The organism is Lactivibrio alcoholicus (genome assembly GCF_055390895.1).
Genome location: NZ_AP042471.1, coordinates 984,021 through 1,009,216 on the forward strand (window position 1 = coordinate 984,021; position 25,196 = coordinate 1,009,216).

Here is a 25,196-nt window from a genome sequence, read left to right on the forward strand (position 1 = left end):
CTCCGAAATTTCAAACAAACGTTTGTTTATATGCGACGTCCAGTATACGCCCCGGAAGGCTCCTGTCAATCATCCGTCGGGACGCTTTCCTCCATTCGGCGGCCATTTTCGGAAAAGAGCGACGTTCCGGCGGACCGAAAGACCGGGAAGTATGGCATAATAGCGCCAAGACACGCGCCCCTGCCGGCGTGTGCCGATTTTTCGCGCGCCGAAGGAGTCCTGATACATGAGACACATGCGCTTGATCGTCGCCACGGCGGGAATTCTTCTCGGCGGATGCCTCGCAGCGGGAGGAGGACTTCTGTCCGGACAGAGCCGACTGACCGTACCACCCCCGGCTCCCGTCGCAACCCAGGAACACGTCGTCCCGGCCGCCGACTCCTACGTCGAAGTTCCCGTGTCGGCATCGTTCGACGACCTCCGGAGGCTCGCCGACGAACGCCTCCCGGAAGCCATCTACGATACGACGGCCCGTCCCATCGACGTCCCGACAGGGAAAGCCGTCGGGGATCTCCACGTCCGCCGCGCCGGCGCAACGACGATCCGCGCCGCCGGAAACCGCTTGGTCTTCTCGGTTCCGCTCTCGTTCACGTCGCGCATCCGGTGGGAAGGAGAATTTCTGGGCCTGAAGCCGAGCACGAACCAGACCCCTTCCGGGGCGTTCGCGCTCTCGATCTCGCTGCTTCCGTCGTTCGGCGACGACTGGGAACTTCGCACGAGCCCCGAGATCTCGATCGAGTGGAAGAAAAAACCCGCGCTCGACATCCTGAACCAGTCGATCGGCATCGCGGGCGTCCTCGAGAACCTCATGTACTCCCGCTTCAGGGAAGAGGCCGGAGAGATCGAGAAGTCGCTGAACGAAAGCCTCCGTCTTCGGGCGCTCGCCGCAGAACAGTGGCGCGCCCTGCATTCCCCCGTCCGCGTCCGGGCCAATCCCGACGTCTGGCTCGAGGTCGAACCGCGCAACATCTACAAACCTCTCGTCGGGATGGACGAAACGTCCCTGACCGTCACGCTGGGACTGATCGCCGGACTTCGAGTCATCGCGGGCTCTCCTCCTCCCGAACGCGTCGAGACCCTGCTCCCGAAATTCGCGAAGGGCCTGCCGCGCTCCCGTGGCGTCGACGTCCAGTTGCCGCTCTCGATGACCTACGTCGCGATCTCCGAAGCGCTCGCGCCGGTCTGGAAGGGAAAGGAATTCTACACAGAGGGAACCCGGGTGACGATCCGGGATCTGAAAGTATACGGGAACGGGAACAGGATCGTCGTCGCCGCGGATGTCAAAGCGCAGGGCCGCGGTTTCTTTTCGCGCACCGAGGGGATGATCTACCTGACGGGGGTTCCGGTTCTCGACCCGAAAACCGAAACCGTCCGCATCGACGAATTCGACTTCGACCCGTCGACGCTTTCCGGGCTCGCGGCGAAGGCTTCGTGGCTCGCGAAGCCTGCGTTCGTGCGGTCGCTTCAGTCGAGGCTCGTGTGGTCCGTCGCCGAACCGCTCGAAAAAGCCCGCGAATCGATCCGAGATGCCCTTTCAAAAGCCGTCGCGGACGAGCATTTCGTGCTGACCGGAAAGCTCGACGAACTGACGCTCGAGGACGTCGCCGCCGGAGCGACGCATCTCGACATTCGCGCGTCGCTCAAGGGGAGGCTCAACGTTCGGTACGCCCCGCACAGGAAATAACGACGGAAGAAACGCACCATCCACTTCAGATTCGCGAGGAGGAAGAGAACACATGGACAGAAACGCCATCTACACGGAATCGCTCGAGACACACCGCAAAAGCAGGGGAAAGCTCAGCGTATCGAGTCTCCTGCCCATCGAGACGATGCACGACCTGGCCGTCGCCTACACGCCCGGCGTGGCGGAGCCGTGCAGGGAAATCGAACGCCGTCCGGAGGCCGCATACGAGGTGACGTCGAAGGGACACATGGTAGCTGTCGTCACGGACGGAAGCGCCGTTCTCGGGCTCGGGGACATCGGCGCGGCCGCGTCGCTCCCCGTCATGGAGGGCAAGTGCGCGCTCTTCAAGCGCTTCGCGGGAATCGACGCCTTTCCGATCTGCATCGACTCCCGCGACACGGAGGAGATCGTCCGGACGACGGCCCTGATCACCGCGTCATTCGGCGGAATCAACCTCGAGGACATTTCCGCCCCGCGGTGCTTCGACGTCGAACGGCTGCTCCAGGAACGCTGCGATATCCCGGTTTTCCACGACGACCAGCACGGAACGGCCGTCATCGTTCTCGCCGGACTCCTGAACGCTCTCAGAATCGTCGGAAAGAAGCTCTCCGACGTCAAGATCGTCGCGAGCGGCGCGGGCGCCGCGGGAACGGCCATCATCCGATTCGCGATGAGCGCGGGCGCGCGGAACGCAATCCTCTGCGACCGCTCCGGCGCGATCTACGCCGGACGGACGGACCACATGAACGAAGCCAAGGAAGCCGTCGCGCGCGACACGAACCCGGGGCGCGAACGCGGCAGCCTCTCCGACGTCATGCGCGGAGCGGATGTCTTTCTCGGCGTCTCCGGCCCCGGCCTTCTGACGGCCGACATGGTGAAGACCATGAACAGAGGAGCGATCGTGTTCGCGATGGCCAACCCGACACCCGAGATCTTCCCCGACGAGGCGAAAGCCGCCGGAGCCGCCGTGGTCGCGACGGGGCGCAGCGACTTCCCGAACCAGATCAACAACTGCCTCGGCTTTCCGGGCATCTTCAAGGGAGCGCTCGACGTCCGCGCGAGCCGTATCACGGAATCCATGAAGATCGCCGCGGCGTACGCACTCGCGGGACTCGTCCCCGAGGCGGAGCTCGCGCCCGAAAACATCATCCCGGCGGCTCTCGATCCCCGCGTCGTCCCGGCCGTCGCCGCCGCAGTCTCGCAGGCCGCGCGCGACGCCGGGGTCAGTCGCATCTAGTCCCCGGAGCGGCGTGCAGATGGTTCCGGCAGGCGGAAGGAACACCCCGGACCGCATCGCGGGACAGGGGCAACTCTTTCGCCTGCCCTTCCTTCGCCTCCTTCGGGCGCTCGTCGTTCTCTCGTTCCTTTCGCCCGTCGCGCTCGCCGCTCCCCCCGCCCCCCTTCAGGGCGACATTTCCGAAACTCGTCTCGCGGAATTCGAAACGTCTCTGAAGGAACGCTCGGCCGCACTCGACGAACGGATCGGCGCATACCGCCGCGAGGAAGCGTCCTCTCCCGCGACGGATTACGGCGTCGCCCCCGAAGATGTGAAGAGCTACGAGTACATGCTCACGACGGTCGGAAACGTGTATTCCCGCTCGATCAGCGCCGTCGGCCGCATCCGCGAGCTTTCCCGAAGGCGCGGGGAATCCCGCCTCGCCTCCCTGCCGCCGATCTCCCGTCCGGCCCCGTACCCGCTCTCCTATCTCGACGAGCATCTCGAACGTCTCGACGACCTCGACGAGCAACTCCGCGAAAACGAATTCCAGCAGGATCAGATCCGCGAGGGATTGAAGGAAGACGCCGAATCCCTCGACACGGTGCGCAGAAAGATCCGTCGGGCGACCGACCGGCTCGGCGACGCCACCGGAGGATCCTCCGCGCGGAAGAAGGCCGAATGGACCCTCCGTTTCCTCAGGACCGAAGAGGAGACGATCGAAACGTCGACGGAGTTCTACAGGATCCGCAGCGTCGTTTCAGAACTCGCCCGCGCGATCCTCGACGAGGAGAGAGGACGCCTCCGCGAGCGCGTCGCCGCGATCCGGAAGGGGCTCGCCTGCGACGAGGAGGATCTTCGGGGACAGATCGACCGGATCGGGGAACGTTCGTCCCGCTTCCTCGAAAGCGCCGAATGGTACGCATCGCTTCTCGCGGCGACCCAGGGAGAGAGCGGGCTCCGGGAGACGATCCGAAAGCTCGAGGACCAGGCACGACAGGCCGCCGGACTGCTGAACGCCGTCCGGGAAACGTGGGAACGCAGATACGCGATCCTGCGCCCGACTCCGCCGGAAACGGCCGTCCTCGACGAATGGGCCGGCGAGGCGAAGTGGTGGGGCGATGTCGTGCGCGCCCGGCTGACGGACAGACAGCGTTTTCTCGCGAACGTCGCCGCGTACGCGGCCTCGCCGGAGGGGTCGCATCCGTCCCGCCTGCCGGTTCTCGAACGCGGCAAGGGGGAGACGCTCGAGTACATCTCCGTTCTCCTTTCCTTTTCGCGGTTGCAGCGCCGCCTTCTCGACGAGATCGGCAGGCTCCGGGACATCGCCGGGATCGGCGAGCGGCTGAAGGCATCCGTCGAACGGCGCATCTCGGATCTCGGCGACATCGAACTCTGGGCGACCGGAGACGTCCCCGTCACGCTCGGAAAGCTCCTCGAAGCGCTTCTGATCCTGCTCGTCGGAATCCCGGCGGGAAACGCGATCATCCGGTTCGTCAAAAAGCGCCTCTACCGCAGACAGCGACAGGATATCCACGTCGCGAGCCTGCTGCTTCGCCTCGCACAGTACGTTTTCGTGACGATTCTCGCGGTCTTCGCCCTTCACGCGGTCCGCATCCCGCTGACAGCCTTCGCGTTCCTCGGCGGCGCGATCGTCGTGGGCGTGGGGCTCGGCGCGCAGGAGTTCTTCCGCAACCTCATCAGCGGCCTCGCCCTCATGATCGAGAAACCGGTCAGGATCCACGACATCATCGAAATCGACAACGACGTCGCCGTTGTCAAGGAGATCGATTCGCGAACGACGCACGTCCTCACGTTCAACGGCGTGGACGTCTTTCTGCCGAACAGCTTCTTCTGGGAAAACCGGATCGTCAACAGGACATTCTCGTCGAAGGCAGTGAAGCTGCGGCTCACCATCGGAATCGCGTACGGCGCTCCCGTGAGGGAGGTCGAACGTCTCCTTCTCGAAGTCGCCGCCATACACCCGAGCGTCCTTCGATCCCCCGCGCCGAGCGTCACGTTCGCGGATTTCGCGGAACACTCGCTGACCTTCCGGCTCTCCTTCTACCTCTCGCAGCACGACCTTCTGCTCTCGTGGTCGCTCTTCCACGACACGATGAGCGAGCTCAGGTTCGCGATCACGGAACGTCTCACGGAAGCCGGCATCGAAATCGTTCCCACGCACCGGGTCGAGTGGACGCGACGGAGCGGATCCGGGCGGAAACTCCCCGGTTCTCCTGCGGACGGAACGAATCTGCTATAGTACAGCCCACATCGGGCAAAAGGGGGAGTATCAGTGTCTCGAAAGATCATCGCAGTTCTCGTTCTCATTCTCGCCGCCGTCGGAGGATACGTCGTCCTCCGCGAACGGCGTGCGGCAGACGTGACCCCGAGGGAGCCCATTCCCCGACCGGTCAAGACCGTCGCACTCGCACGGGGAGAGGACAGCTTCCGGCGGTCCTACCCCGGAAAGGTCCTCGCGTCGCAACGCGTCGACCTTTCCTTCCGCGTCGCCGGAACGCTCATGGAGCTCCCGACGCTCAAGGGACAGAAGGTCATGAAGGGCGACCTCATCGCCAGACTCGACCCGAGGGACTTCGACATCCAGCTTCAGAACGCGCAGAGCGCGCTCGACAACGCGAAGGCGCAGCTCGCCGCGATGAAGGCCGGAGCCCGGAAGGAAGAGATCTCGGCGCTCTCGTCCCAGGTGGCGTCGGCGAAGGCCCGGACGGACGAGGCGGAGGCGAACTTCCGTCGCATGGAATCGCTGCTCAAGTCCGGAGCCGTCGCGAAATCCACGTACGATCAGGCGAAGACGGCGTACGACGTCGCGAAGGCATCGCTCAACGCGGCCAATCAGGAACTCCAGAAGGCCAGGACGGGCTCGCGGAAGGAAGACATCGACGCGATGGAGGCGACGATCAAGGGACTCGCGGCGAAGGTGCAGGCGGCGCAGAGCGCGCGCGACGACACCGAACTCCGCGCCCCCTTCTCGGGGATCGTTGTCGACCGCTACATGGAGAACTTCCAGAGCGTCCAGAAGGATCAGCCGCTCGTGACGATCCAGAACCTGTCGGAACTCGAGATCGTCATCGCCCTGCCCGAACAGGACCTCATGCGATCGAAATCCGCGGGCACGATCGAGATGAACGCCCAGTTCGACGCACTTCCCGACCGGCTCTTCCCGCTCTACCTCAAGGAGGCCTCGACGCGGGCGGACCCGCAGACGCAGACCTACGCGATCACGTTCGGAATGACCTACCCCGAAGGTCTCGTCATCCTGCCCGGAATGACGGCGACCGTCCAGCTTTCGGCGGAGAAACTGGCGGACGCGGCTCCGGGGTACGCGATCCCGTCGGGAGCGGTCGTCGCGGATGCGGGAGAGAAGCACTTCGTCTGGAAGGTCTCGGGAGAGCCCCGGGCGGTCCGGCGCGTCCCCGTCGAGATCGTCGATTACAGGGACGAGTCCGCAATCGTGTCGGGAGATCTGAAGCCGGGGGACAGGATCGTCGTCGCCGGAACGCAGCTCCTCGCGGAGGGGGAGAAGGTCAGGCTGTACGTTTCCTCTTCGGAACGGGGCGAAGCACCCTCCGGAAAGTAGGGGGAAACGGCCATGAACATCGCCGAGTATTCGATCCGCAAAAAGACGATCACGTGGTTCCTCGTCCTCCTCCTCTCGCTCGGAGGCATTGCCGCCTATACGGGCCTCGGCAAGCTCGAGGATCCGTCGTTCACGATCAAGACGGCGGTCGTGAGCACGGCGTACACGGGAGCCTCGCCTGTCGAGGTGGAGCAGGAGGTTACCGAGGTCATCGAGAGCGCGATCCAGCAGCTCGGACAGGTGGACAAGGTCCGCTCCCTCTCGCAGGAGGGGGCGTCCGTGATCTACGTGGACATCAAGGATACCTTCACCGGAAAGGACCTCCCCCAGATCTGGGACGAACTCCGGCGCAAGGTCGGCGACGTCCAGAGAATGCTCCCGCCCGGAGCGGGACCGTCGCTCGTCAATGACGACTACGGCGACGTCTTCGGCGTCTACTTCGCGCTCACGGGGAAGGGGTACACGCCGAGAGAGCTCGAGGACTTCGCGATCCGGCTCCGCAAGGAACTCCTGCTCGTCCCGGGAGTCGCGAACGTCAGAATCGCGGGCGCCCAGCGGGAAGCCGTCTATGTCGAACTCTCCCGGACACGGATGGCGCAGCTCGGAATTTCGCTCCAGGAGATCTTCGACACGCTCAAGGCGCAGAACGTCGTGGCCTCGGCGGGCAAAGTGAAGGCCGGAACGGACTATATCCGGATCGACCCGACGGGAACGTTTTCGTCGCCGAAGCAGATCGAATCGCTGCTGCTCCTGGGCTCGTCCGGCAACATGATCCGGCTCGGAGACATCGCAACCGTCACGAGGGGATACGTCGACCCGTCGCGCGCGCTTATGCGCTTCAACGGAGAACCCGCGATCGGCATCGGGATCTCCAACGTCAGGGGCGGCAACGTCATCACGATGGGAGACGCCGTCAGACAGCGGCTCAGGGAACTCGAGCCGGAGACCCCGGTCGGGATGCGCCTCGGGCTGATCTACTACCAGTCGGATACGGTCCGCGACGCGATCAACAACTTCATCGTCAACCTGCTCGAATCGCTCGTGATCGTCATCGGCCTCCTTCTCGTCTTCATGGGGCTCCGCAGCGGGATGCTCATCGGCGCGGTACTGCTGCTCACGATCCTCGCGACGTTCGTCGTCATGAGAATGGTTCACATCGATCTCCACAGCATCTCGCTCGGCGCGCTGATCGTCGCTCTCGGAATGCTCGTCGACAACGCGATCGTCGTCGCCGACGGGATTCTCGTCCGCTCCCAGATGGGACAGGACCGCGCGTCGGCCGCGATCGAGGTCGTCAAACAGACCCAATGGCCTCTCATGGGAGCCACGCTGATCGCGATCATCGCGTTCGCGCCGATCGGCCTCTCCCCCGACAGCACGGGAGAGTTCTGCGGCAGCCTCTTTCAGGTCGTCGGCATATCGCTGCTCCTGAGCTGGGTCCTGGCCGTCACGGTCACGCCCCTCGCCGGGATCCTCGTTCTCAAACCCGCCGCGTCGGAGCAGGGCGTCGACCCGTACGGTTCCCGCCTCTACAGGATGTACAGGGCGTTTCTCGAGGGATGCCTCCGCGGCAGAGTCATCGTCGTCTGGGTCGTCGTCGGCGTTCTCGTGCTCTCCGTCGTCGGTTTCGGACTCGTGGACAAATCGTTCTTCCCGAACTCGACGAGTCCGATGTTCACGATCGACTTCTGGAGGGCGAAGGGAACGCACATCGAAACGACGGCCGAAGACGTCCATTCGGTCGAACGCTTCCTGCTCTCGCGCCCTGAGACCGCGTCCGTCGCCTCCTATACCGGCGAAGGGGCGCTCCGCTTTATCCTGACCTATACCCCGGGCGACTCGGAGAGCGGCTACGGGAGCCTCGTCGTCACGGCGAAGGGGACGGTCGAGGCCGAAAAACTCATGCGCGACGTCGCGGACTTCGTCACGAAGGAGATGCCGCACATCGACCCGCGCGTACGCGCCTTCAGCAAGGGGACGGGCGGCGGAGCCAAGATCCAGGCCCGTTTCCGGGGCGAGGATCCGATGGTGCTCCGCGATCTCGAGGCGCGGACGACGGAAATCATGCGCGGGTTTTCAGAGAGCATGAACATCAAGTGCGACTGGGGGCTACGCGTCAAGGTCATCCGGCCGCAGCTCGACGAGACGAGACTCCGTTCTTCAGGCCTGACGCGACGCGACGTCGCGACGGCTCTCGAGCTCTCGTTCTCGGGCTCGTCGGTCGGTCTCTACCGCGAGGACGACAAGCTCATCCCGATCGTCGCGCGCCTTCCGCTGCTCGATCGTGGAAACGCCGGAACGATGCCGGACGTCCAGGTCTGGAGTCAGCTCATGCGCCGCTACATCCCGCTCGTCCAGGTCACGTCGGGGCTCCCCGTGCTCGCGGAGGACCCCACGATCTACAGGAGAAACCGGATGCGCACCATCACGATCGAGTGCGACGCGTCGGACGGACGGACCGGCGTCCTCTTCGGGAAGATCCGCCCGAAGATCGAGGGGATTCCGTTGCCTCCGGGGTACAGCCTCGAATGGGGCGGGGAGTACGAAAGCTCGCAGAAGGCGCAGAGCGGACTCATGGGGATGATTCCCCTCTCGTTCGTCTTCATCGTTCTCATCCTCGTGATGCTCTTCAACGCCTTCGGGCAGGTGTCGATCATTCTCCTGACGCTGCCGCTCTCGCTCACGGGGATGACCGCCGGGCTCCTCGTTTTCGGCAAGTCCTTCGACTTCATGGCGCTCCTGGGCTTCCTGAGCCTCGCGGGGATGCTCATCAAGAACGCGATCGTGCTCATCGACCAGATCGACCTCGAGGTGCGGGAGGGCAAGACTCCGTACGACGCCATCGTGGGTTCCGCGATCAGCCGCGCGAGGCCGGTCCTCATGGCCGCCATGACGACCGTCCTCGGGATGATTCCGCTCTACTTCGACACGCTCTTCTCCGCGATGGCCGTGACGATCATGTTCGGCCTCACATTCGCCACGGCGCTCACGCTCGTCGTCGTCCCGGTCCTGTACGCGATCTTCTTCAAGGTGACGAAGCCGGCCCGGGGCTGACGGGAAAGCGGTCCTTCGACGATACGGAAAAGGGGGAGGCGGATAACTCCGCCTCCCCCTCTCGCATCGCACCGCTCTAGCGCTTCGATTTCACGGCGAACGGAACGCACGCCGGAACGAGCAGCAGGAGCGCCCAGAGCGACGCCGCGCCCGAGGAGCATCCGCCGCCTGAACTGCCGCCGCCCGGCGTGTTCGTGGGCGCTCCGGCCTTCGTGAATGCCTTGAGACAGACGTTCGCGTTCGCGTACAGGAGCGTCGCGTCCGTCCAGCTCGCGCCGTTCAGACTGTAGAAGCTCTCTCCGGCGTTCGCGGTCGCGCTGTCGGAGTATCCCTGAAGCGGCAATTCGACCGGAACGGGGTAGTTGTATCCTGGGGTCGTGAGCTTCACGACTACGGAGAATCGCTCCCCCGCCGCGACGGGGACGAGCGTCCCGAACGGAACCGTGTGATACCCCGTCTCCGCGAGCGTCCCGCTCGCGGAGAGCGTCGCCGTTCCCGAGACGGGGTTCCCCGCCGTCGCGTTGCGATAGACGCGGATCTCGTAGACGGAGTTGGGCATGTACGCGTAGAAGGAGGCCGCCGCGACGCTCTCGGACGCCTGGGCGGTCCACATGTTCGCGAACCATGCCGTATCGACGTCGCCGCCGCCGGCGTTCCTCACCCATCCGAGCGGGTCGTAGTCGTACCGGCGAAGGTATGGGTCAGCCGTCGCGCCGACGTAGGCGACTCCCGAGTCGAGCGACGGTTCATAGTACGAGACGTAGAAGTATCCTGCGTCGCCCCACCCCGTTCCCCAGCTGTTCTTCACGATCCACGCGCCGGGTCCGGCGGGCTGCGTCGCGAAGTTCGCGGCCGGGTACGCATCGTTCCATCCGACGATGAGAACCGCATGGTTCGCCGATTTGTTTCCGACGGCCGTGTAATACGAATTCGTCGCCGCGTCCCACATCGCGGGGTCGGACTCGTTCATCCAGATGCCGATAGACACCGCGCCTTTGTCGATCACGGCCTGTTTGACCGTGTCGCGGATGAGCTCGGGGTATTGGTCCAATACCCAATACTGGCTCGGGCTGATCTGCGGCAGATGCAGCGCGTCGAGCAGAAAGACCGAGTTCGGCTCGTTTCCGGTCGGATTCGCGCCGCCGTACGGGCAGTCCGCCTCGTTCACGGCGCCCCGCCGGCGGGCCAGCATCGCGACCGCCTGCCAGTCGTACCCGCCGTTGTAGGGACTACCGGTGAACGGGACCGTATCGGCGAACGCGAAGTACCCCATATGCCACTCGGAGAGATTTTTCGCTGGCCCTCCGGCCGAAAGCAGCGTGGACTCGAGCGAACCGAGCGCCGCAAAGGTCCAGCAGATTCCGTACGCCCCCTGATTCCGGACCGAAGTCAGGCGTCCGAGCGTCCGAAGATCGTAGGCGGCGGGCAAGGAGCCTCTGGAGGTTCTCTTCGACGCGTTTCCGGCGATCATCGCATCGGCCGCGCCGAAGTCGATTGGCCCGGGCCTGTATCCGGTCGCGTGCCCCGTGGCCGAAACGGCCGACCGGTCGATCGGCGATTTCAGAAAGCGCTCCGACACGGGAGCGAGTTTCCAGCCCTCGGCGCTGGCGGCGCCGGAGAAAAGGAGCGCGGCGGCAATGAAACACGTCACACGGGAAACGGAACTTCGACGCATGGTCTTCCTCCTCGAAAAAAGTGATGAAATGTCGCCGTATTGTATCAGGAAACGGGGACTACGCGTTTCGGATCCTGCGCCATGCGCGGAAGTAGAGCGTTGCGACCGTCACGGCCCCCGTCACGCCGATCAGCGCAAAGGTCGCATCCAGTCCGAGAAGCTGACCGCCATACCCGACCAGGAACGGCGACACGATGAACCCCAGGTCGAGCGCGAAGAAACTCACGGACACGCCCTTGGGACGAAGGTGTTCGGGGAAGATATCCGGCATCAGCGCGAGCATCGCGGGGAACCCGAAGCCCATGCCGAAGCCGTAGACGACCCCGATGGCGATGAACCAGGCATTCGTCCGCGCGACGAGCAGCAGAAGCGTCATTCCGCCCATGAGCGTCAGCGCGCCGCAGAGCATGATCCGCCGGTCCATGTGATTCATGGCCTGCGCGAACAGAAGCCGCACGACGAGCGACATTGCCGCGTTGACGGCGATGAAGGCGCTCGCGTTGCACCCGCGCGACGCGGCGAGCATCGGAAGGTACTGCAGGATGGAAGAATTCACGACCGACCAGCAGAGAATCGTGCCGAGGAGCACCCAAAAGCCCGGAACCTTCGGAAGATCGCTCCACGCGCCCCAGACGCGCGCCTCCCCCTTCCCGGTCCGGAGATCGCCGCGAAACGACAGCGAAAGCCACGCGGCCAAGAGGTCGACGACGATGACGGATGCGACGAAAAGCCGGACGTATCCGAGCGAGATGAATCGTTCCACGAGGACGAAAAGCGTGAGCTGCGGCAGGACGTAGGCCATCGAGACGAGCGCGAAGGCGCTTCCCCGGCGCTCCGGCGGAACCGCCAGCGACTGGTAGGACGACACTCCGACCATCGCGACGCCCCAGAAGAACCCCATTCCGAGGCGAAGGACGAAGAGCGCGATTCCCGAGCGGGCGACCAGAAGCGGAATCGTGAACGCGGTGAGCCCCAGACACGCGGCGACGAGCGTGTTGCGGAAGCCGGCCCGTTCCACGAGTCGCCCCGCAACCGGACGGGACGCCGTCGACGCGAGATTGAACGCGCTCATGAGCCACCCGGAGGCGGCGAGCGAAAAGCCCTGGACGTACAGCACCTGCGGATACATGAAGAACATCGACTGGAAGGACTGGATCATGAAGGTCGCCCACAGGCAGACCCGAAAATCCCGGCCGAACGCCCCCGTTTCGCCGTCAGAACGCTCCATGGCTCTCCCTCGCTTCCGGGGCGCGCATGCGCCCCGGAGCTATTCTACATCACCCGATCATATCCGGCAGCCACAGGAGCGCCTGCGGAAACAGGATCCCGAGAACGAGCGCGGCGATCGCGATGCACACGATCGGAAGGACCGCGACCGCCGTCTTCGACAGATCCACGCGTCCGACGCCCGAGGCGACGAACAGACACGTTCCGACAGGAGGCGTGAGCGCGCCGATGCAGACGTTGCAGACGAGCAGCAGTCCGAAGAGCACCGGGTCGATTCCGAGCTGATGGATCACCGGAAGCGCGACGGGCGTGATGAGGACGATGATCGATACGGCGTCGATGAAACAGCCGAGGAAGAGAATGAACGCGTTCAGGATCAGCAGGATCACGGTCGGGTTCGTCGACAGCGAGGTCAGGAACAGCGTGATCGTCTGCGGAACCTGGAGGCTCGTCAGCACCCAGCTCAGGAACGACGCGACCGCGATGATGAACATGACGGCCGACGTGCTCCGCGCCGCCCCCGCGAAGACTTCGGGAATCCGCTTCCACGTCAGCTCGCCGTAGACGAACTTCCCGATGACGAACGCATAGACCACGGCGATCGCGGACGACTCCGTCGCCGTGAAGATCCCGAGGCGGATGCCGCCGAGAATGATCACGGGCATGAGCAGCGCGAGGAAGCCGTCGCGGAACGCGCGGGCCAGCTCCCGGACGCTGAAGGAGCCCTCCTCGCGCGGGTAATTGAATCGGACCGCCTCGATGTGCGAGTAGATCATGAGCAGGACGCCGAACGCGACGCCGGGCAGGATGCCGCCCATGAAGAGCTTCGCGACCGACGCATTCGCGGCGACGGCGTAGATGATCATCGGAATGCTCGGCGGGATGATCGGGCCGATCGCGCCGCCCGCGGCGACGAGCGCCGCCGAGAACCCCTCGCGGTACCCCTTCGCCTTCATCGACGGAATCAGCAGCGAACCGACGGCCGCCGTATCCGCGACCGCCGATCCCGACAATCCCGCGAAGAGCATCGACAACACCGCGGCGACCTGCGCGAGCCCGCCGCGCATCCGTCCGACGAGCGCGAACGCGAAATCCATGAGCCTCCGGGAGATGCCTCCCTCCTCCATCAGGCTCCCCGCGAGCATGAAGAACGGAACCGCGAGCAGCGTGAAGCTGTCCACGCCCTGGTACATGATGTGGCCGAGAAGGACGGGGTTAAACACGCCGCGCGACATCGCGAGCAGGATGCCGACGAACCCGAGCGAAATCGCGATCGGCATGCCGATCAGAAGCATCGCGAAGAAGACCCCGAAAAACAGCAGGATATCCATAGCTCAGCGCGCCTCCCCGTCCGCGGGGACGAACAGACGGAGCAGCCGCTCCGCCGCGAAGAGCAGGGAGAGCCCTCCGCTCAGCGGGATCACGCCGTACACGAGCCCCATCGACACGGGCAGGGACGTCGCGATCTGCGGAATCTGCCGTTCGACGAGCGGCAGGCTTCCGACGGCCATGAGCCAGAAGAAACAGAACGACGCGCCGGACACGACGCACCCCGCGACGACGGCCTTCCACCCCTTCAGGCTCCGGAGAAGCATATCGAAGGCCGTCATCCCCGAACGCAGGATCAGCGGCGGAACGCCGAGGAAGATGATCCAGATGAACAGGAACCGGCACAGCTCCTCGCTCCAGGAGATCGAAAAGCCGAGCGCGTAGCGCGCGACGACCTGCGCGAAGGTCACGGCCGTCATGACGAAGAGAATGACGAAGAGAAGGCGGTTGACGATCCGGTCGATCCGCACCGTCAGGCCGCTCAGGAACGCGGCGATTGCACGCACATGCGACACCTCCTTAAAAACGCCGGAGGCGACGCTGACGCCGCCGCCCCCGGTCTCATGGATTCATGGATTCATGAAGCCGTCCGTGCTGGACGGACGGGAGAACGGACGCTACTTCGTCTCCTGGATCTTCGCGATGTACCCGCCGGCCTCCGCGCCGCTCGCCTTCACGAACGCGTCGTAGACGGGCGCCATCGCGGCCTTGAACGGTTCGGGGTCGACCTCGTTGACCTGCATTCCCTTCTCCTTCAGCTTCGCGACGAGGTCCTTCTCCTGCTCTTCGACGATCCGCCGCGCCTCGGGACGCACTTCCTCGAACGCCGCGACGACGAGCTTCTGAAGATCCTCGGGCAGCTTCTTGTAGAACGCATCGGAGATCATCACGACCGTCGGGGAATAGACATGCCCCGTCAGCGACAGGTATTTCTGCACTTCGTAGAGCTTCGAGGCCCAGATGATCGACAGCGGGTTCTCCTGCCCGTCGATGATGCCCTGCGACAACGCCGTGTACACCTCGCCGAACGCCATCGGAACGGGGCTCGCTCCGAGCGCGTTCATCGTGTCCATGACCGTCTTCGTCTCCGGAACGCGGATCTTGAGGCCCTTGAAGTCCGCAGGCGCGGCGATGGCGCGCTTGTTGTTCGTCGTGTTGCGGTAGAGGTTCATCCAGTACCCGAGAATCCGGATTCCCGTCTTCGCGCGGAACTTCTCGTTGAGTTCCGCGCCGATGGGACCGTCGACGACTTTGTAGACGTGATCGTTGCTCCGGTAGACGTAGGGCAGTTCGAGGACCCCGAGCAGCGGCATGAACGACGCCAGCCCGCCCGGGCTCTGCGTGCCCATCTCGATGGTCCCGAGCTGCAACCCCTCCGCGATCGCGCGGAGATTGCCGAGCTGCGCGCTGGGGTAGACCTTCGCCTCGATCCTTCCGCCCGACCGCTCGTTCAGGATCGCGGCCATCTTCTCGAAGCTCCTGTTCAGTGGATGGTCCGGCGCCGTCACGTTCGCGATCTTGACGATATACTCCGCCGCCGACGCCGGAACACCTCCTCCGACTGCCGCCGCTCCCACAACCACCGCCGCACACGCGGCCGCCGCGCACCTGCACAACGCATGACCGATACGCACCATCAACCATCCTCTCCTTCCGCCGCGGGCCGCCGTCGTGTACCATTGCCGCATAGTCCCGAATTGACAAACGGCTCCGCAGGATATAGCATCTTCGGATATCGGATACTATATCAGATTTTGCGGGCCGGGGAAAGCTCACAGGAGGCGACACGACATGAAGATTCCCACTATCGTCGAAGCGGTTCTTTCGGAAATCCGGAGACGGATTCTGGACGGTTCCTGCGCGCCGGGCGACAGGCTCAACGTGGATGAACTCGCCCGGGAACTCAAGGTCAGCAAGACCCCGATACGGGAGGCGCTCGGACGCCTGGCCCGCGAAGGATTCGTGAAATCCGAGGCGCGTATCGGCTGGAGCGTGATGTTGCTCTCGCTCGACGAGTTCTTCCAGATGCAGGAGATCCAGCACGCGCTGAAGTCCTACGTCATGGACCGCATCGCACCTTACGTCTCCGGGATAGACATCGAAAAGGCCGTGCAGTTCAACAACAACATGCAGCATTTCCTCAAGACGGGACAGAACCATCGCGCGCTCGAGGAAAACGACAAGTTCCACCGGGCGATCTTCAGCGTCTACCCCAACAAGATGCTTCTCGAACAGCTCGAAGAGATCACGGATACGATCCGGCTCCAGCGGATCAGCATGCTCGAACGCAAGATCCTCGACCCGGAGAGTCCGATCCTGCAACATGCGCCCGCGGAGCACGAGGAGATCATCGACGCGCTGCGGTCGGGAGATCAGAAGAAGATCACGGAGTCGTCCATGCGCCACCAGAAGACCATCCTCGACACGCTCAAGAGTACGGAACCCGCGCTTCCCAGGAAGCGCACACGAAAGAAACAGGAGGACAGCCAATGATCCAACCGATATGGAACGCCGCACGGGGCCGGATGCGCGTCGCCGGTCTGGCCTCGGGGTCGGGGAACACGCTCTGGAAAACCCTGGAGCTTCAGCGGACGCTCGAAGCGACGCCCGGAGGCTCCCCCTTCGAAATCGTCGCGGTCTTCGCCGATTCTCCGGAGGCGAAGGCGCTCCGGACCGCGGAGGAGTTTGGAATCCCCGGCCTCTCGATCGACATCCGGGCCTTTTACGCCGATCGCGGAACGCCGCTCAAGGACCGGACCGTCCGGGCAGATTACGACCGGAAGATCCTCGACCTCCTCGCGCCCTACGCCCCCGACGGCGTCCTTCTCGCGGGGTACGTCTGGGCCACGACATCCGTCGTCACGGGGTCGCTGATCACGTGGGGCGTCCACCCGGCCGACCTCGCCATAGAGAAGGACGGGCGGCGCGCCTACGCGGGGGCCGACGGCGTCGGCTCCACGCTCGCGGGCGGAGAGTCCGAGATCCGCGCGTCGTCCTACCTCGCGACCGACCTCATCGACGGCGGCCCCATCCTGATCGTCTCGCCCGGCGTCCCGGTCGACACCGGCGACGGACTCGAAGGGAAGGACCGCGTCCGCCGCTACCTCCCGTCCGTCAACGACGAGGGGCGCATCGTCGGCGCGCGCACGACGCTCGAGATCGCGAACGGTTCCTTCGGCCTCGACGAGCGCGACTCGGTCTTCTTCCGCGGCGTTCCGGCCCCGAAAGGCCTCCGTTTCGAGTCGTGGCGGGAGAACCCACCGCTTCACGAACGGCGGACCGAATGCCTCTTCTCGCCAAAGCGCGTCGCCGTCATCGGCGCGTCGGCCCGTCCGGGCATCGGCAATGCCGTATTCCGGAACATCCGGAGCTACGACTTCGCGGGCGAGGTATTCCCCGTGAACCGGAAGGGCGAGACGGTCGACGGCGTGAAGGGATTCCGTTCGGTTCTCGACATTCCGTCCGACGTCGATCTCGCAATGCTCACGGTGCCGTCGGACGGCGTCCTCGAGGTCGCGGATGAGTGCGGACGGAAGGGCGTCGGCGCGATGGTCGCGCTCACGGCCGGCTTCCGCGAGACCGGCGACGAGGGCGGGGCGCAGGAACGCGCGCTCATGGACATCGTCAACCGCTACGGCATGCGCCTCATGGGGCCGAACTGCATGGGCATCCTGAACACCGACCCCGCCGTTCGGCTACACGCGAACATGCTCCAGACGATCCCGGAGCGCGGCGGCATCGGCCTCATCACCCAGAGCGGCGCAATCGGGGCCGCGATGCTCGACTTCGCGTCCGCCTACGGCCTCGGCTTCTCGCGCATCGCGTCAACGGGCAACCAACCCGACGTGACCGCATGCGACCTGCTGCCGCTCTACGCGGACGATCCGAACACAAAGGTCATCCTCGCCTACCTCGAAGCGATCCCCGACGCGCCGCGTTTCGCGCGCATTCTCAGGGAGGCGGCTTCCGCCAAGCCCGTCGTCGTTCTGAAATCCGGCCGGACCGAGGCCGGAGCGGCGGCGGCCAAGTCGCACACGGGCAGCCTCGCGGGCGACGGCCGGCTCGCAGGAGTGCTCCTCGCCCAGTCGGGCGCCGTCGTCGCCGAGACGCTCGAAGAGGCCTTCCTGCTCGCCTCGGCGCTCTCCCGGATGCCGCGCGTCAGGGGAAACCGCGTCGGAATCATCAGCAACGCCGGCGGCCCCGGAACGCTCGTCGCGGACGCGCTCGCAACCAGGGGTTTCGAATTGCCGCTCATGCCCGCGCCTTTGCGCGAACGCCTTGCGTCGCGCATCATGCCGCAGGCCTCGACGGGAAACCCGCTCGACCTCGTCGCGACCGCGACGCCCGAACACTACGGCGAGGCCGCCCGAACGATGGTCGAGAGCGGCGTCTTCGACGCGATCCTCGTGGTCGTCGTCCCGCCCGCTGGCGTCGACACCGGCGCGGCGGCGCGCGGGATGATCGACGGGCTCGTCGCCGCGCGCAACGCGGGAATCCCGGTGCTCTCCTGCTTCTTCGGGCCCACGCTCGGAGCGGCCGGACGCGCCGTCATGCTCGAAAACGGCGTTCCGTCATTCACGTTTCCGGAACAGACCGCATCCGTGCTTCACCTGATGCGGACCGGCGCGACGCAGACGCCTCCCGCAGCCGCACGCGCGACCGCGAAGCCGGAAGTAACGCTCGCAGAACGACGCGCCCTCGTCGGTGAAAACAGGGGAACGTTCCTGCCCCAGGAGCGGTGCATGGAACTCCTTTCGGCCTTCGGCTTTCCGACGCCGCAGAGCGCGTTCGTCGCCGCGGACGGCGATGACCGCCGCGCCCCGGAGGATTTTCGCTGCCCCGCGGTCGCGAAGATCGACCACCCGGAGATCCTCCACAAGTCCGACGTCGGCGGGGTCATCCTCGACATCCCCGACGCGGCGGCGCTCGAACGGACGGTTTCCGGCCTTCTCGCGCGCTTCCCGGGCGCTCGCGGCGTTCTCGTCCAGGAACAGATCCGACGGAGCCCCGACGCGCTGGAACTCATCCTCGGGGTCACGCGCGATCCGGTCCTCGGACACGCGGTCCTCGTCGGGTACGGCGGCGTGAGCGTCGAGGTCTTCAAGGACGTCCGGCTCCTCCACGTCCCCTTCGACACGCGCGACGCGGACGCCGCGCTGCGACAGTTGCAGTGCTTCCCGCTGCTCGAAGGCTATCGTGGACGGAAGGGCGCGGATATCCCGAAGCTCCTCGAACTTCTTGCCGCGCTGCAACGGCTTGTGCTCGATGTTCCGGAAATAGCGGAACTCGACGTGAATCCCCTCATCTGGGACGGAGAGCGCTTCATCGTCGCCGACGCCCGGATCCGCATCGAATAGAACATCTGAAGGAGGAACTGACGAATGGGCTACAGAGAAGACGGCAAATGGTGGGTCTCCCCCGCGAATTACGAATCCGAAGTGACGAATGAGCTTCACTTCCCCGAACGCATCGAGATCCTCGACACGACGCTCCGTGACGGCGAGCAGCAGCCGGGGATCATCTTCACGCGCGGCGACAAGGTCGCGATCGCGAAGAAACTCGCCGAGGCCGGCGTCCACCGGATCGAGGCGGGAACCCCGGCCGGATCCGCCGAGGACGCCGACGCGATCCGCGCGATCTCGGACCTCGGCCTCACGCTGCCCGACGGATCGAAGGCGAAGACGTTCTGCTTCTGCCGCTCGATGGTGAAGGACATGGAACTCGCGAAGAGCCTCGGCGTCGACGGGGTCATCTGCGAGATCATCGGCAGCGAGCAGATGCTCCGCTACGGCAAGAAGTGGACGCCCGAACAGGCCGTCGCGGCGTGCGTCGAGGCGACGAAGGCGGCCCACGAACTCGGGCTCTTCGTGACGTTCTTCCCGGCCGACGGCTCGCGCGCGGAGCTGAACTACCTCCTCGACTTCGTGCAGGCCGTCGCCGAGGGCGGACACATCGACTCGCTCGCGCTCGTCGACACGTTCGGGACGTTCTCCCCCGAGGGCGCGGCCTTCACGGTGCGCAAGCTCCGGGAGCGTTTCGCATTCCCGATCGAGGCGCACTTCCACAGCGACTACGACCTCGGCGTCGCGACGACGCTCGCGGCCCTCGCGGCGGGCGCATCCGTCGCGCACGTCACCGTGAACGGCATCGGCGAACGGGCCGGCAGCGCGGGGCTCGAACCCGTCGCCATCTCGCTCGAGGCGCTCTACGGACGCGCGACCGGCATCCGGCTCGACAAGCTCAAGGAACTTTCCGAACTCGTCGCGAGGCTCTCGAACTTCCCGGTGCCCCCGACGAAGCCCGTCGTCGGCGACAAGCTCTTCGGCTGGGAGACGGGACTTCCGTCGAGCCTCTGGACGAACGCGAAGAAGGAGAACCCGCTCATCATGCTCCCCTACCACTACACGCTGACCGGCCAGAAGGAACCCGTGCTCTACATCGGCAAGAAGAGCGGCAAGGACAACATCCGGTACTGGCTCGAAAAGACCGGACTCTCGATCCCCGAAGACCGGGAGCGCGACCTTCTCGAACTCGTGAAGGCGCTGTCGATCGAACTCAAGCGCGACCTGAACGAGCAGGAGTTCCGCGTCCTCGTCGCGAAGGCCGCGGCGAACTGAAGGCCCCCGCAATGACCGGCGCAACGAACGCTTTCCGCGTCGCGAACCGCTGGGGATCGCTCCAGCCGTCGTCGATGCTGAAGATCTTCAACGCCGCCGCGACGATCGACGACCTGAGCAACCTGAGCATCGGCGAGCCGGACTTCGACACGGACATCGACATCGTCGACGCTGCCGCCGACGCCGGAAGGGCGGGATGCACGCACTACCCGCCGCTCCCCGGCTACGCAGACCTCCGCGCGGAGATCTGCTCGTGGTGGAAGCGGCGCCACGGTCTCGACGCGACGCCCGACGAGATCTTCGTCACGGTGGGCGGCATTCAGGGATCGTCGCTCTTCTTCGAGGCGATGCTCGACCCCGGCGACGAGGCGCTCGTCGTCGAGCCCTACTTCACGGCCTACGCCCAACAGATCGAGTATGCGGGCGGCGTGGTCGTCCCCGTGCCCACGCGCGCCGGAGACGGCTTCCAGCCGTCGCCCGACGCGATCGAGCGCGCCGTGACCGCGAAAACGCGCGTCCTCGTCCTCAACACGCCGAACAACCCGACGGGCGCCGTCCTGAGCCGCGAATGCCTCGAAGGCGTCGCCGAAGTCGCGAAGAAGCACAATCTCTTCGTGCTCTCGGACGAAATCTACGAATCGTTCGTCTTCCGGAGCGTTCACACCTCGATCGCGACGCTTCCGGGGATGAAGGAGCGCACCATAACGCTCGGCGGCTTCTCGAAGAGCCACTGCATGACGGGTTGGCGCATCGGATACGTCATCGGGCGGCCGGACCTCCTGCGGACGATGATCACGCTCTCCGTCGTCCGGACGTTCGGCGTCAATACGCTCGCGCAGCGCGCGGCGCTCTACGCCCTGAAGACGCAGGACGAGCGCGTCCGCGAACGAACGGCCGTCTTCGGGGAGCGCATGAAGTACGCCGCGTCGCGGCTCAACGCGATGAAGGGCGTCCGGTGCGCGGAGCCGAACGGATCGTTCTACCTCTTCCCCGACATCACCGGAACCGGAAAGACGAGCGAGGAGTTCGCCTGGAGGCTGCTGGAGTCCGCCCACGTCGCGGTCGTCCCGGGAACGTCCTTCGGCGCGAGCGGCGAGGGGCACGTCCGCATCGCCTGCACGCTCCCGATGGAGGGACTCGCGAAGGCGTTCGACCGCATGGAGCGCGCGCTTCCGTCGCTGTAGCGAATCGCGCAAAACGCCACACGCTAAATACAGATACAGAGAGAGCCCGGCCGGAAAGCGACGGCCGGGCTCTCTCGTTCTTTTCGGGATTGGAAGATGCGTCCGGGCGGCGTTTTCTACCGCGTCATCGCGATGTCGACGATATCCCGGAGCAGCGCGAACGCCGTCCTCGCCCCGCCGGAACCGACGCCCGTGATGCACACGTCGCCCGCGCAGTCGGTGCGGAAGAGCACCGCCTTCGCGTTCGCGGGGATCGAACAGAGCGGGCTCGACGCGGGAACGAACCTCGGCCCCACCGTGAGGACCGGCTTGCCGTTCCTGCGTTCCGCGACCGCGACGTGCCGGATCGCGCCGCCGCGCTCTGCCGCGTCCCGGAGGTCGTCCGGCGTCAGGTGCGAGATCCCCTTCCGGTCGACGTCCTGCGGCCGGATCGCCGGGAAGTCCATCACGGCCTGCGCGAGGATGATGGCCTTGAGCGTCGCGTCCCACCCCTCGACGTCGAGCGTCGGGTCGGCCTCCGCGAGCCCCGAGGCCTGCGCCTCCGCGAGCGCCTCCGCGAAGCTCTTTCCGGACTTCATCCCCTCGATGACGAAGTTGCACGTCCCGTTGAGGACGCCCTCGAAGCCGAGAACCTCCGCGCCGAGCAGCCCGGGGCCGAGCGCCGAGAAGAGCGGCGTCGCCGCCATGACGGTCCCCTCGAAGAGGAGCCGCGCGCCGTTCGCCGCCGCGAGCCGCCGCAGGCCGTGAAAGTCGAGCGCGACCGGGCCCTTGTTCGACGTCGTCACGGATTTTCCGCGCGTGAGCGCCCCCCGGATGAACGACATCGCCGGTTCGCCGTTCCACGGATCCGTGACCGTGCATTCGGCGAGGACGTCGTACTCCGCCTCGCGGACGAGCCGTTCGGTCGTCCAGTCCGGCGACGCGTGCGCGAGCGGCTCGAGGGGGTCGAGCCCTTCGGGCGAATAGGCGCATCCGCGTCTTCCGGTCGCGACGCCGACGAGCGACAGCTCCCCGCCGCATATCTCCGCGAGACGCCCGCGCTTGTCCGCGAGCAGCGAACAGAGCCCCTTCCCCACGACGCCGTGTCCGAGAAGCAGGATTCGTGTCGTCACCCGGTCCCCTCCCGCGTCAGAACGCCCGGCGGAGGATGCTCAAAACATCCTCGCGGACGAGCTTCTTCATCATTCCGATCGGGGCGCCGCCCTTCGTCTCCATGACGTTGTCGGCGATGCGCTCCAGGTCGGCTTCGGGGATGTTGAGGTCGCGAAGCGTCACCGGCGCGCCGAGGGACGTGAAGTAGGCCCGGAGCTGCGCGATTCCGGCGAGCCCCGCCTGTTCCTGCCCCTTCGGCGAGCTTCCCGCGACGACGCCGAAGATCTTTTCGGCGAATCGCGCGAAGATCTCCGGGTACTCGCCCCGGACGTTCTCCATCCACGCGGGCATGATCACCGCGAGCCCGGCGGCGTGGACGATGTCGTAGATCGCGCTCAGCGAGTGCTCGATCGTGTGGGTCGACCAGTCGCCGCCCGTCCGGCAGCACTTCGTCGATTCGTTGAGGGCCAGCGTCGCGGCCCACGCGAGTTCCGCGCGGGAGTCGTAGTCCGCGGCGTCGTTCATGACGCGCGGCAGGTGCTTCATGACCGTCCGGATGATGCCTTCGGAATATTCGCTCATGACGTCCACGTTCCGGACGCCGTCGAAGTAGACCTCGAGGACGTGGACGATCGTATCGATCCCGCCCCAGACCGTCTGGCCGCGCGGCAGCGTCGCCTGAAGCTCCGGGTCGATGATCGAGACGGTCGGGTAGATGAAATCGGAATGAAGCCCCCACTTCTGCCGCGTCGCCTCGTTCGTGATGATCGAGCCGCGGTTCATCTCGCTGCCCGTGGCCGAGGTCGTGAGAATCCCGAAGATCGGCAGCGCGCCCTTCACGGGAATCCGGTCGCCGTACAGCTCCCAGATGTCGCCCTCGTAGCGGACGCCCGCGGCGACGGCCTTCGCCGTGTCGTAGACGCTCCCGCCGCCGACCGGAATGACGGCTTCGAGGTTCCGTTCCCGGCAGAGCGCGATCCCCTCGCGGACCTTCGAGACGACCGGGTTCGGCTGGACGCCCGAAAGGTCCGTCACGTCGACTCCCGCCTGCGCGAGCGAGGCGAGCACGCGGTCATAGACGCCGCTCGCCTTGACCGACCCCTTTCCGTAGATCAGCAGCGCGCGGCGGATTCCGGCGGAGGCGGCCGTCTCGCCGATTTTGTCCGTCGCCTTTTTCCCGAAGATGATCCGCGTCGGGTTGTAGAAGACGAAATCACGCATCCTTCATATCTCCCTTCCGTAGAGTCGCCCGACGCACTCCCGGGCGAGGCTGTCGAGGCTCGAAACCATCCCCTCGGGGGGCAGCCCCGAGGCGTCGTACGCGAGCGGCAGCTCCGTGCAGGCCCCCACGACAGGGAGGTCCGCCGCGGCGCGCAGCCGCGCGACGATCGTCTTCATGACATCTCCGCTCTCGGGCAGGCGACCGGCCTTCACGAGCGCGATCGCGTCCGTGACGAGCGCCTTCACGTCGTCTCCCGGTTCGAGAAAGCGGTACCCCAGTTCCGCCGCCTTCTTCGGGTAGAGCCCGCTCGCCATGGTCCCTCCCGTCGCGATGAGCCACGCGCCCCGGGGACTCGCACGCATCGCGCGCGTCACGGTCGCGTCGACGATGTGGACGAGCGGGACCGGAAGCTCGCTGCGGAAGCGGTCGATGAAGAAGTGCGCCGTGTTGCACGGAACGGCGAGCAGTCCCGCCCCCCAGCGGCAGAGTTCGAGAAGCCCCTTCTTCAGGTCGCCTTCGGGACTCGGCCCGCGGCCGAGGATCGCGGCGCTCCGGTCGGGGATCTGCGGGTTGGAATACATATAGACGACCGGGTGGTCCTGGTCGCGCTCCGCCGGCGCGAGTCGCGCGAGCAGGCGAAGGAAGTCCGCGCTCGCGGCCGGTCCAAGCCCGCCGAGGACGCCGAGGATCGTCGTCGGGCACATTGTCGCATCGTCGTTTCCGTTGCCGTTCATGACCAAAAAGCCCCCTTCTCCGAAGTCGTGCGTCCCTTCCTCTGAACGGAACGCGGGACATCGCCCTGAAAAATATGATACCGCAAAGCAACTGTCCGGCATATCGGGCGGTCGTTTTCACGCCGCGAGCGGCGTCCGGCGCCCCAGAAATGGCGTCAGCCGGCGTTGGGTTGCCCGAACCGCCGCCGGACATCGGGCGACAGAAAGCGCTGCACCTCGAAGTGATATCCCCCGGGGCCGCGGAAGAAGAAGCACTCGACCGGGAACGACGCCGGTCGGCGGATCTCCGTGAGGTCGCGCGATCCGTACGCAGCCACCCTGTCGCGCCATCCGGCGAGATCGTCCGTGACGAACGTCACGAGAACCGCGCTCTCCGGCTGCGGACGGCAGTGTCCCGACTTCCCCGCCACGACCCCGACGAAGGCCCCCTCCGCGACCCGGTAGATCCGGCACGTCCCCTGATCGTCGGCGCATTCGAATCCGAGGCATTCTTCGAAGAAACGCGCCGGTTCCGCAAGATCCTCGAAATAGAGGAACGTGATCTGCGAGGCGGGCGACATC

At 65.5% G+C, this 25,196-nt stretch carries 18 protein-coding genes; 9 read left to right on the forward strand and 9 right to left on the reverse strand.

The features are described from left to right. The first annotated feature begins 226 nt into the window (after nucleotides 1-226). The 5 genes from ACZ5IU_RS04780 to ACZ5IU_RS04800 are packed head-to-tail and all read left to right on the forward strand — an operon-like array spanning nucleotide 227 to nucleotide 9,555. Nucleotides 227-1,684, forward strand: a complete 1,458-nt coding sequence (locus ACZ5IU_RS04780; protein ID WP_464421049.1) for a DUF4403 family protein — start codon at nucleotides 227-229, stop codon at nucleotides 1,682-1,684. A 52-nt stretch (nucleotides 1,685-1,736) separates the two neighbouring features. Continuing rightward, nucleotides 1,737-2,921, forward strand: a complete 1,185-nt coding sequence (locus tag ACZ5IU_RS04785; RefSeq protein WP_464421050.1) for an NAD(P)-dependent malic enzyme — start codon at nucleotides 1,737-1,739, stop codon at nucleotides 2,919-2,921. Between the two features lie 19 nt (nucleotides 2,922-2,940). Beyond that, a complete protein-coding gene (locus ACZ5IU_RS04790) occupies nucleotides 2,941-5,163 on the forward strand; it encodes a mechanosensitive ion channel family protein (RefSeq protein WP_464421051.1) in 2,223 nt (740 codons plus the stop codon). A 33-nt stretch (nucleotides 5,164-5,196) separates the two neighbouring features. Then, nucleotides 5,197-6,501: an efflux RND transporter periplasmic adaptor subunit gene (locus tag ACZ5IU_RS04795; RefSeq protein ID WP_464421052.1), complete on the forward strand. Its 1,305-nt coding sequence runs from the start codon at nucleotides 5,197-5,199 to the stop codon at nucleotides 6,499-6,501. 12 nt (nucleotides 6,502-6,513) lie between these two features. Then, complete coding sequence (locus ACZ5IU_RS04800; RefSeq protein WP_464421053.1) at nucleotides 6,514-9,555, forward strand: efflux RND transporter permease subunit; 3,042 nt, start codon at nucleotides 6,514-6,516, stop codon at nucleotides 9,553-9,555. 76 nt (nucleotides 9,556-9,631) lie between these two features. Here ACZ5IU_RS04800 and ACZ5IU_RS04805 read toward each other — a convergent pair whose 3' ends face one another. The 5 genes from ACZ5IU_RS04805 to ACZ5IU_RS04825 all read right to left on the reverse strand — a co-directional run bounded on the left by ACZ5IU_RS04805 (nucleotide 9,632) and on the right by ACZ5IU_RS04825 (nucleotide 15,423). Next, complete coding sequence (locus tag ACZ5IU_RS04805) at nucleotides 9,632-11,230, reverse strand: lectin like domain-containing protein (RefSeq protein WP_464421054.1); 1,599 nt, start codon at nucleotides 11,228-11,230, stop codon at nucleotides 9,632-9,634. 58 nt (nucleotides 11,231-11,288) lie between these two features. Further along, nucleotides 11,289-12,458: an MFS transporter gene (locus tag ACZ5IU_RS04810; RefSeq protein ID WP_464421055.1), complete on the reverse strand. Its 1,170-nt coding sequence runs from the start codon at nucleotides 12,456-12,458 to the stop codon at nucleotides 11,289-11,291. A 49-nt stretch (nucleotides 12,459-12,507) separates the two neighbouring features. Then, entirely contained in the window at nucleotides 12,508-13,788 is a 1,281-nt protein-coding gene (locus ACZ5IU_RS04815; protein WP_464421056.1) for a TRAP transporter large permease, read from the reverse strand. A gap of 3 nt (nucleotides 13,789-13,791) precedes the next feature. Further along, nucleotides 13,792-14,292, reverse strand: a complete 501-nt coding sequence (locus ACZ5IU_RS04820) for a TRAP transporter small permease (RefSeq protein WP_464421057.1) — start codon at nucleotides 14,290-14,292, stop codon at nucleotides 13,792-13,794. 111 nt (nucleotides 14,293-14,403) lie between these two features. Next, complete coding sequence (locus tag ACZ5IU_RS04825; RefSeq protein WP_464421058.1) at nucleotides 14,404-15,423, reverse strand: TRAP transporter substrate-binding protein; 1,020 nt, start codon at nucleotides 15,421-15,423, stop codon at nucleotides 14,404-14,406. A gap of 154 nt (nucleotides 15,424-15,577) precedes the next feature. Here ACZ5IU_RS04825 and ACZ5IU_RS04830 point away from each other — a divergent pair, with 154 nt between their 5' ends. Genes ACZ5IU_RS04830 through ACZ5IU_RS04845 form a run of 4 tightly spaced genes read left to right on the forward strand, consistent with a single transcriptional unit; the run spans nucleotide 15,578 to nucleotide 21,587 of the window. After that, complete coding sequence (locus ACZ5IU_RS04830; RefSeq protein ID WP_464421059.1) at nucleotides 15,578-16,279, forward strand: GntR family transcriptional regulator; 702 nt, start codon at nucleotides 15,578-15,580, stop codon at nucleotides 16,277-16,279. Next, nucleotides 16,276-19,143 (forward strand): acetate--CoA ligase family protein, encoded by a 2,868-nt coding sequence (locus ACZ5IU_RS04835; protein ID WP_464421060.1) that lies wholly within the window; start codon nucleotides 16,276-16,278, stop codon nucleotides 19,141-19,143. Before ACZ5IU_RS04830 ends, ACZ5IU_RS04835 begins: the two co-directional genes overlap by 4 nt. A gap of 24 nt (nucleotides 19,144-19,167) precedes the next feature. Beyond that, nucleotides 19,168-20,403, forward strand: coding sequence for a pyruvate carboxyltransferase (locus ACZ5IU_RS04840; RefSeq protein ID WP_464421061.1), 1,236 nt, complete (start codon nucleotides 19,168-19,170; stop codon nucleotides 20,401-20,403). A gap of 11 nt (nucleotides 20,404-20,414) precedes the next feature. Beyond that, on the forward strand, nucleotides 20,415-21,587 hold the full coding sequence (locus tag ACZ5IU_RS04845) for a pyridoxal phosphate-dependent aminotransferase (RefSeq protein ID WP_464421062.1): 1,173 nt from the start codon (nucleotides 20,415-20,417) through the stop codon (nucleotides 21,585-21,587). Between the two features lie 116 nt (nucleotides 21,588-21,703). On the opposite strand, the gene ACZ5IU_RS04850 is transcribed toward ACZ5IU_RS04845, so the two are convergent. From ACZ5IU_RS04850 to ACZ5IU_RS04865, 4 genes are all read right to left on the reverse strand, one after another. Next, a complete protein-coding gene (locus ACZ5IU_RS04850) occupies nucleotides 21,704-22,699 on the reverse strand; it encodes a homoserine dehydrogenase (RefSeq protein ID WP_464421063.1) in 996 nt (331 codons plus the stop codon). 16 nt (nucleotides 22,700-22,715) lie between these two features. Beyond that, nucleotides 22,716-23,900 carry an iron-containing alcohol dehydrogenase gene (locus tag ACZ5IU_RS04855; RefSeq protein ID WP_464421064.1) on the reverse strand — a complete coding sequence of 395 codons (1,185 nt, stop codon included), beginning with the start codon at nucleotides 23,898-23,900 and terminating at the stop codon, nucleotides 22,716-22,718. A gap of 3 nt (nucleotides 23,901-23,903) precedes the next feature. Further along, complete coding sequence (locus ACZ5IU_RS04860) at nucleotides 23,904-24,635, reverse strand: aspartate/glutamate racemase family protein (protein WP_464421065.1); 732 nt, start codon at nucleotides 24,633-24,635, stop codon at nucleotides 23,904-23,906. A gap of 155 nt (nucleotides 24,636-24,790) precedes the next feature. After that, nucleotides 24,791-25,195, reverse strand: a complete 405-nt coding sequence (locus ACZ5IU_RS04865; protein ID WP_464421815.1) for a VOC family protein — start codon at nucleotides 25,193-25,195, stop codon at nucleotides 24,791-24,793. Nucleotide 25,196 lies beyond the last annotated feature (1 nt).

What these genes read in the sequence shown, in the direction of transcription:
- ACZ5IU_RS04780 (WP_464421049.1), top strand. Translation starts at nt 227, where the DNA reads ATGAGACACATGCGCTTGATCGTCGCCACGGCGGGAATTCTTCTCGGC.
- ACZ5IU_RS04785 (WP_464421050.1), top strand. Translation starts at nt 1,737, where the DNA reads ATGGACAGAAACGCCATCTACACGGAATCGCTCGAGACACACCGCAAA.
- ACZ5IU_RS04790 (WP_464421051.1), top strand. Translation starts at nt 2,941, where the DNA reads ATGGTTCCGGCAGGCGGAAGGAACACCCCGGACCGCATCGCGGGACAG.
- ACZ5IU_RS04800 (WP_464421053.1), top strand. Translation starts at nt 6,514, where the DNA reads ATGAACATCGCCGAGTATTCGATCCGCAAAAAGACGATCACGTGGTTC.
- ACZ5IU_RS04805 (WP_464421054.1), bottom strand. Translation starts at nt 11,230, where the DNA reads ATGCGTCGAAGTTCCGTTTCCCGTGTGACGTGTTTCATTGCCGCCGCG.
- ACZ5IU_RS04810 (WP_464421055.1), bottom strand. Translation starts at nt 12,458, where the DNA reads ATGGAGCGTTCTGACGGCGAAACGGGGGCGTTCGGCCGGGATTTTCGG.
- ACZ5IU_RS04815 (WP_464421056.1), bottom strand. Translation starts at nt 13,788, where the DNA reads ATGGATATCCTGCTGTTTTTCGGGGTCTTCTTCGCGATGCTTCTGATC.
- ACZ5IU_RS04825 (WP_464421058.1), bottom strand. Translation starts at nt 15,423, where the DNA reads ATGGTGCGTATCGGTCATGCGTTGTGCAGGTGCGCGGCGGCCGCGTGT.
- ACZ5IU_RS04830 (WP_464421059.1), top strand. Translation starts at nt 15,578, where the DNA reads ATGAAGATTCCCACTATCGTCGAAGCGGTTCTTTCGGAAATCCGGAGA.
- ACZ5IU_RS04835 (WP_464421060.1), top strand. Translation starts at nt 16,276, where the DNA reads ATGATCCAACCGATATGGAACGCCGCACGGGGCCGGATGCGCGTCGCC.
- ACZ5IU_RS04840 (WP_464421061.1), top strand. Translation starts at nt 19,168, where the DNA reads ATGGGCTACAGAGAAGACGGCAAATGGTGGGTCTCCCCCGCGAATTAC.
- ACZ5IU_RS04845 (WP_464421062.1), top strand. Translation starts at nt 20,415, where the DNA reads ATGACCGGCGCAACGAACGCTTTCCGCGTCGCGAACCGCTGGGGATCG.
- ACZ5IU_RS04855 (WP_464421064.1), bottom strand. Translation starts at nt 23,900, where the DNA reads ATGCGTGATTTCGTCTTCTACAACCCGACGCGGATCATCTTCGGGAAA.
- ACZ5IU_RS04860 (WP_464421065.1), bottom strand. Translation starts at nt 24,635, where the DNA reads ATGAACGGCAACGGAAACGACGATGCGACAATGTGCCCGACGACGATC.
- ACZ5IU_RS04865 (WP_464421815.1), bottom strand. Translation starts at nt 25,195, where the DNA reads ATGTCGCCCGCCTCGCAGATCACGTTCCTCTATTTCGAGGATCTTGCG.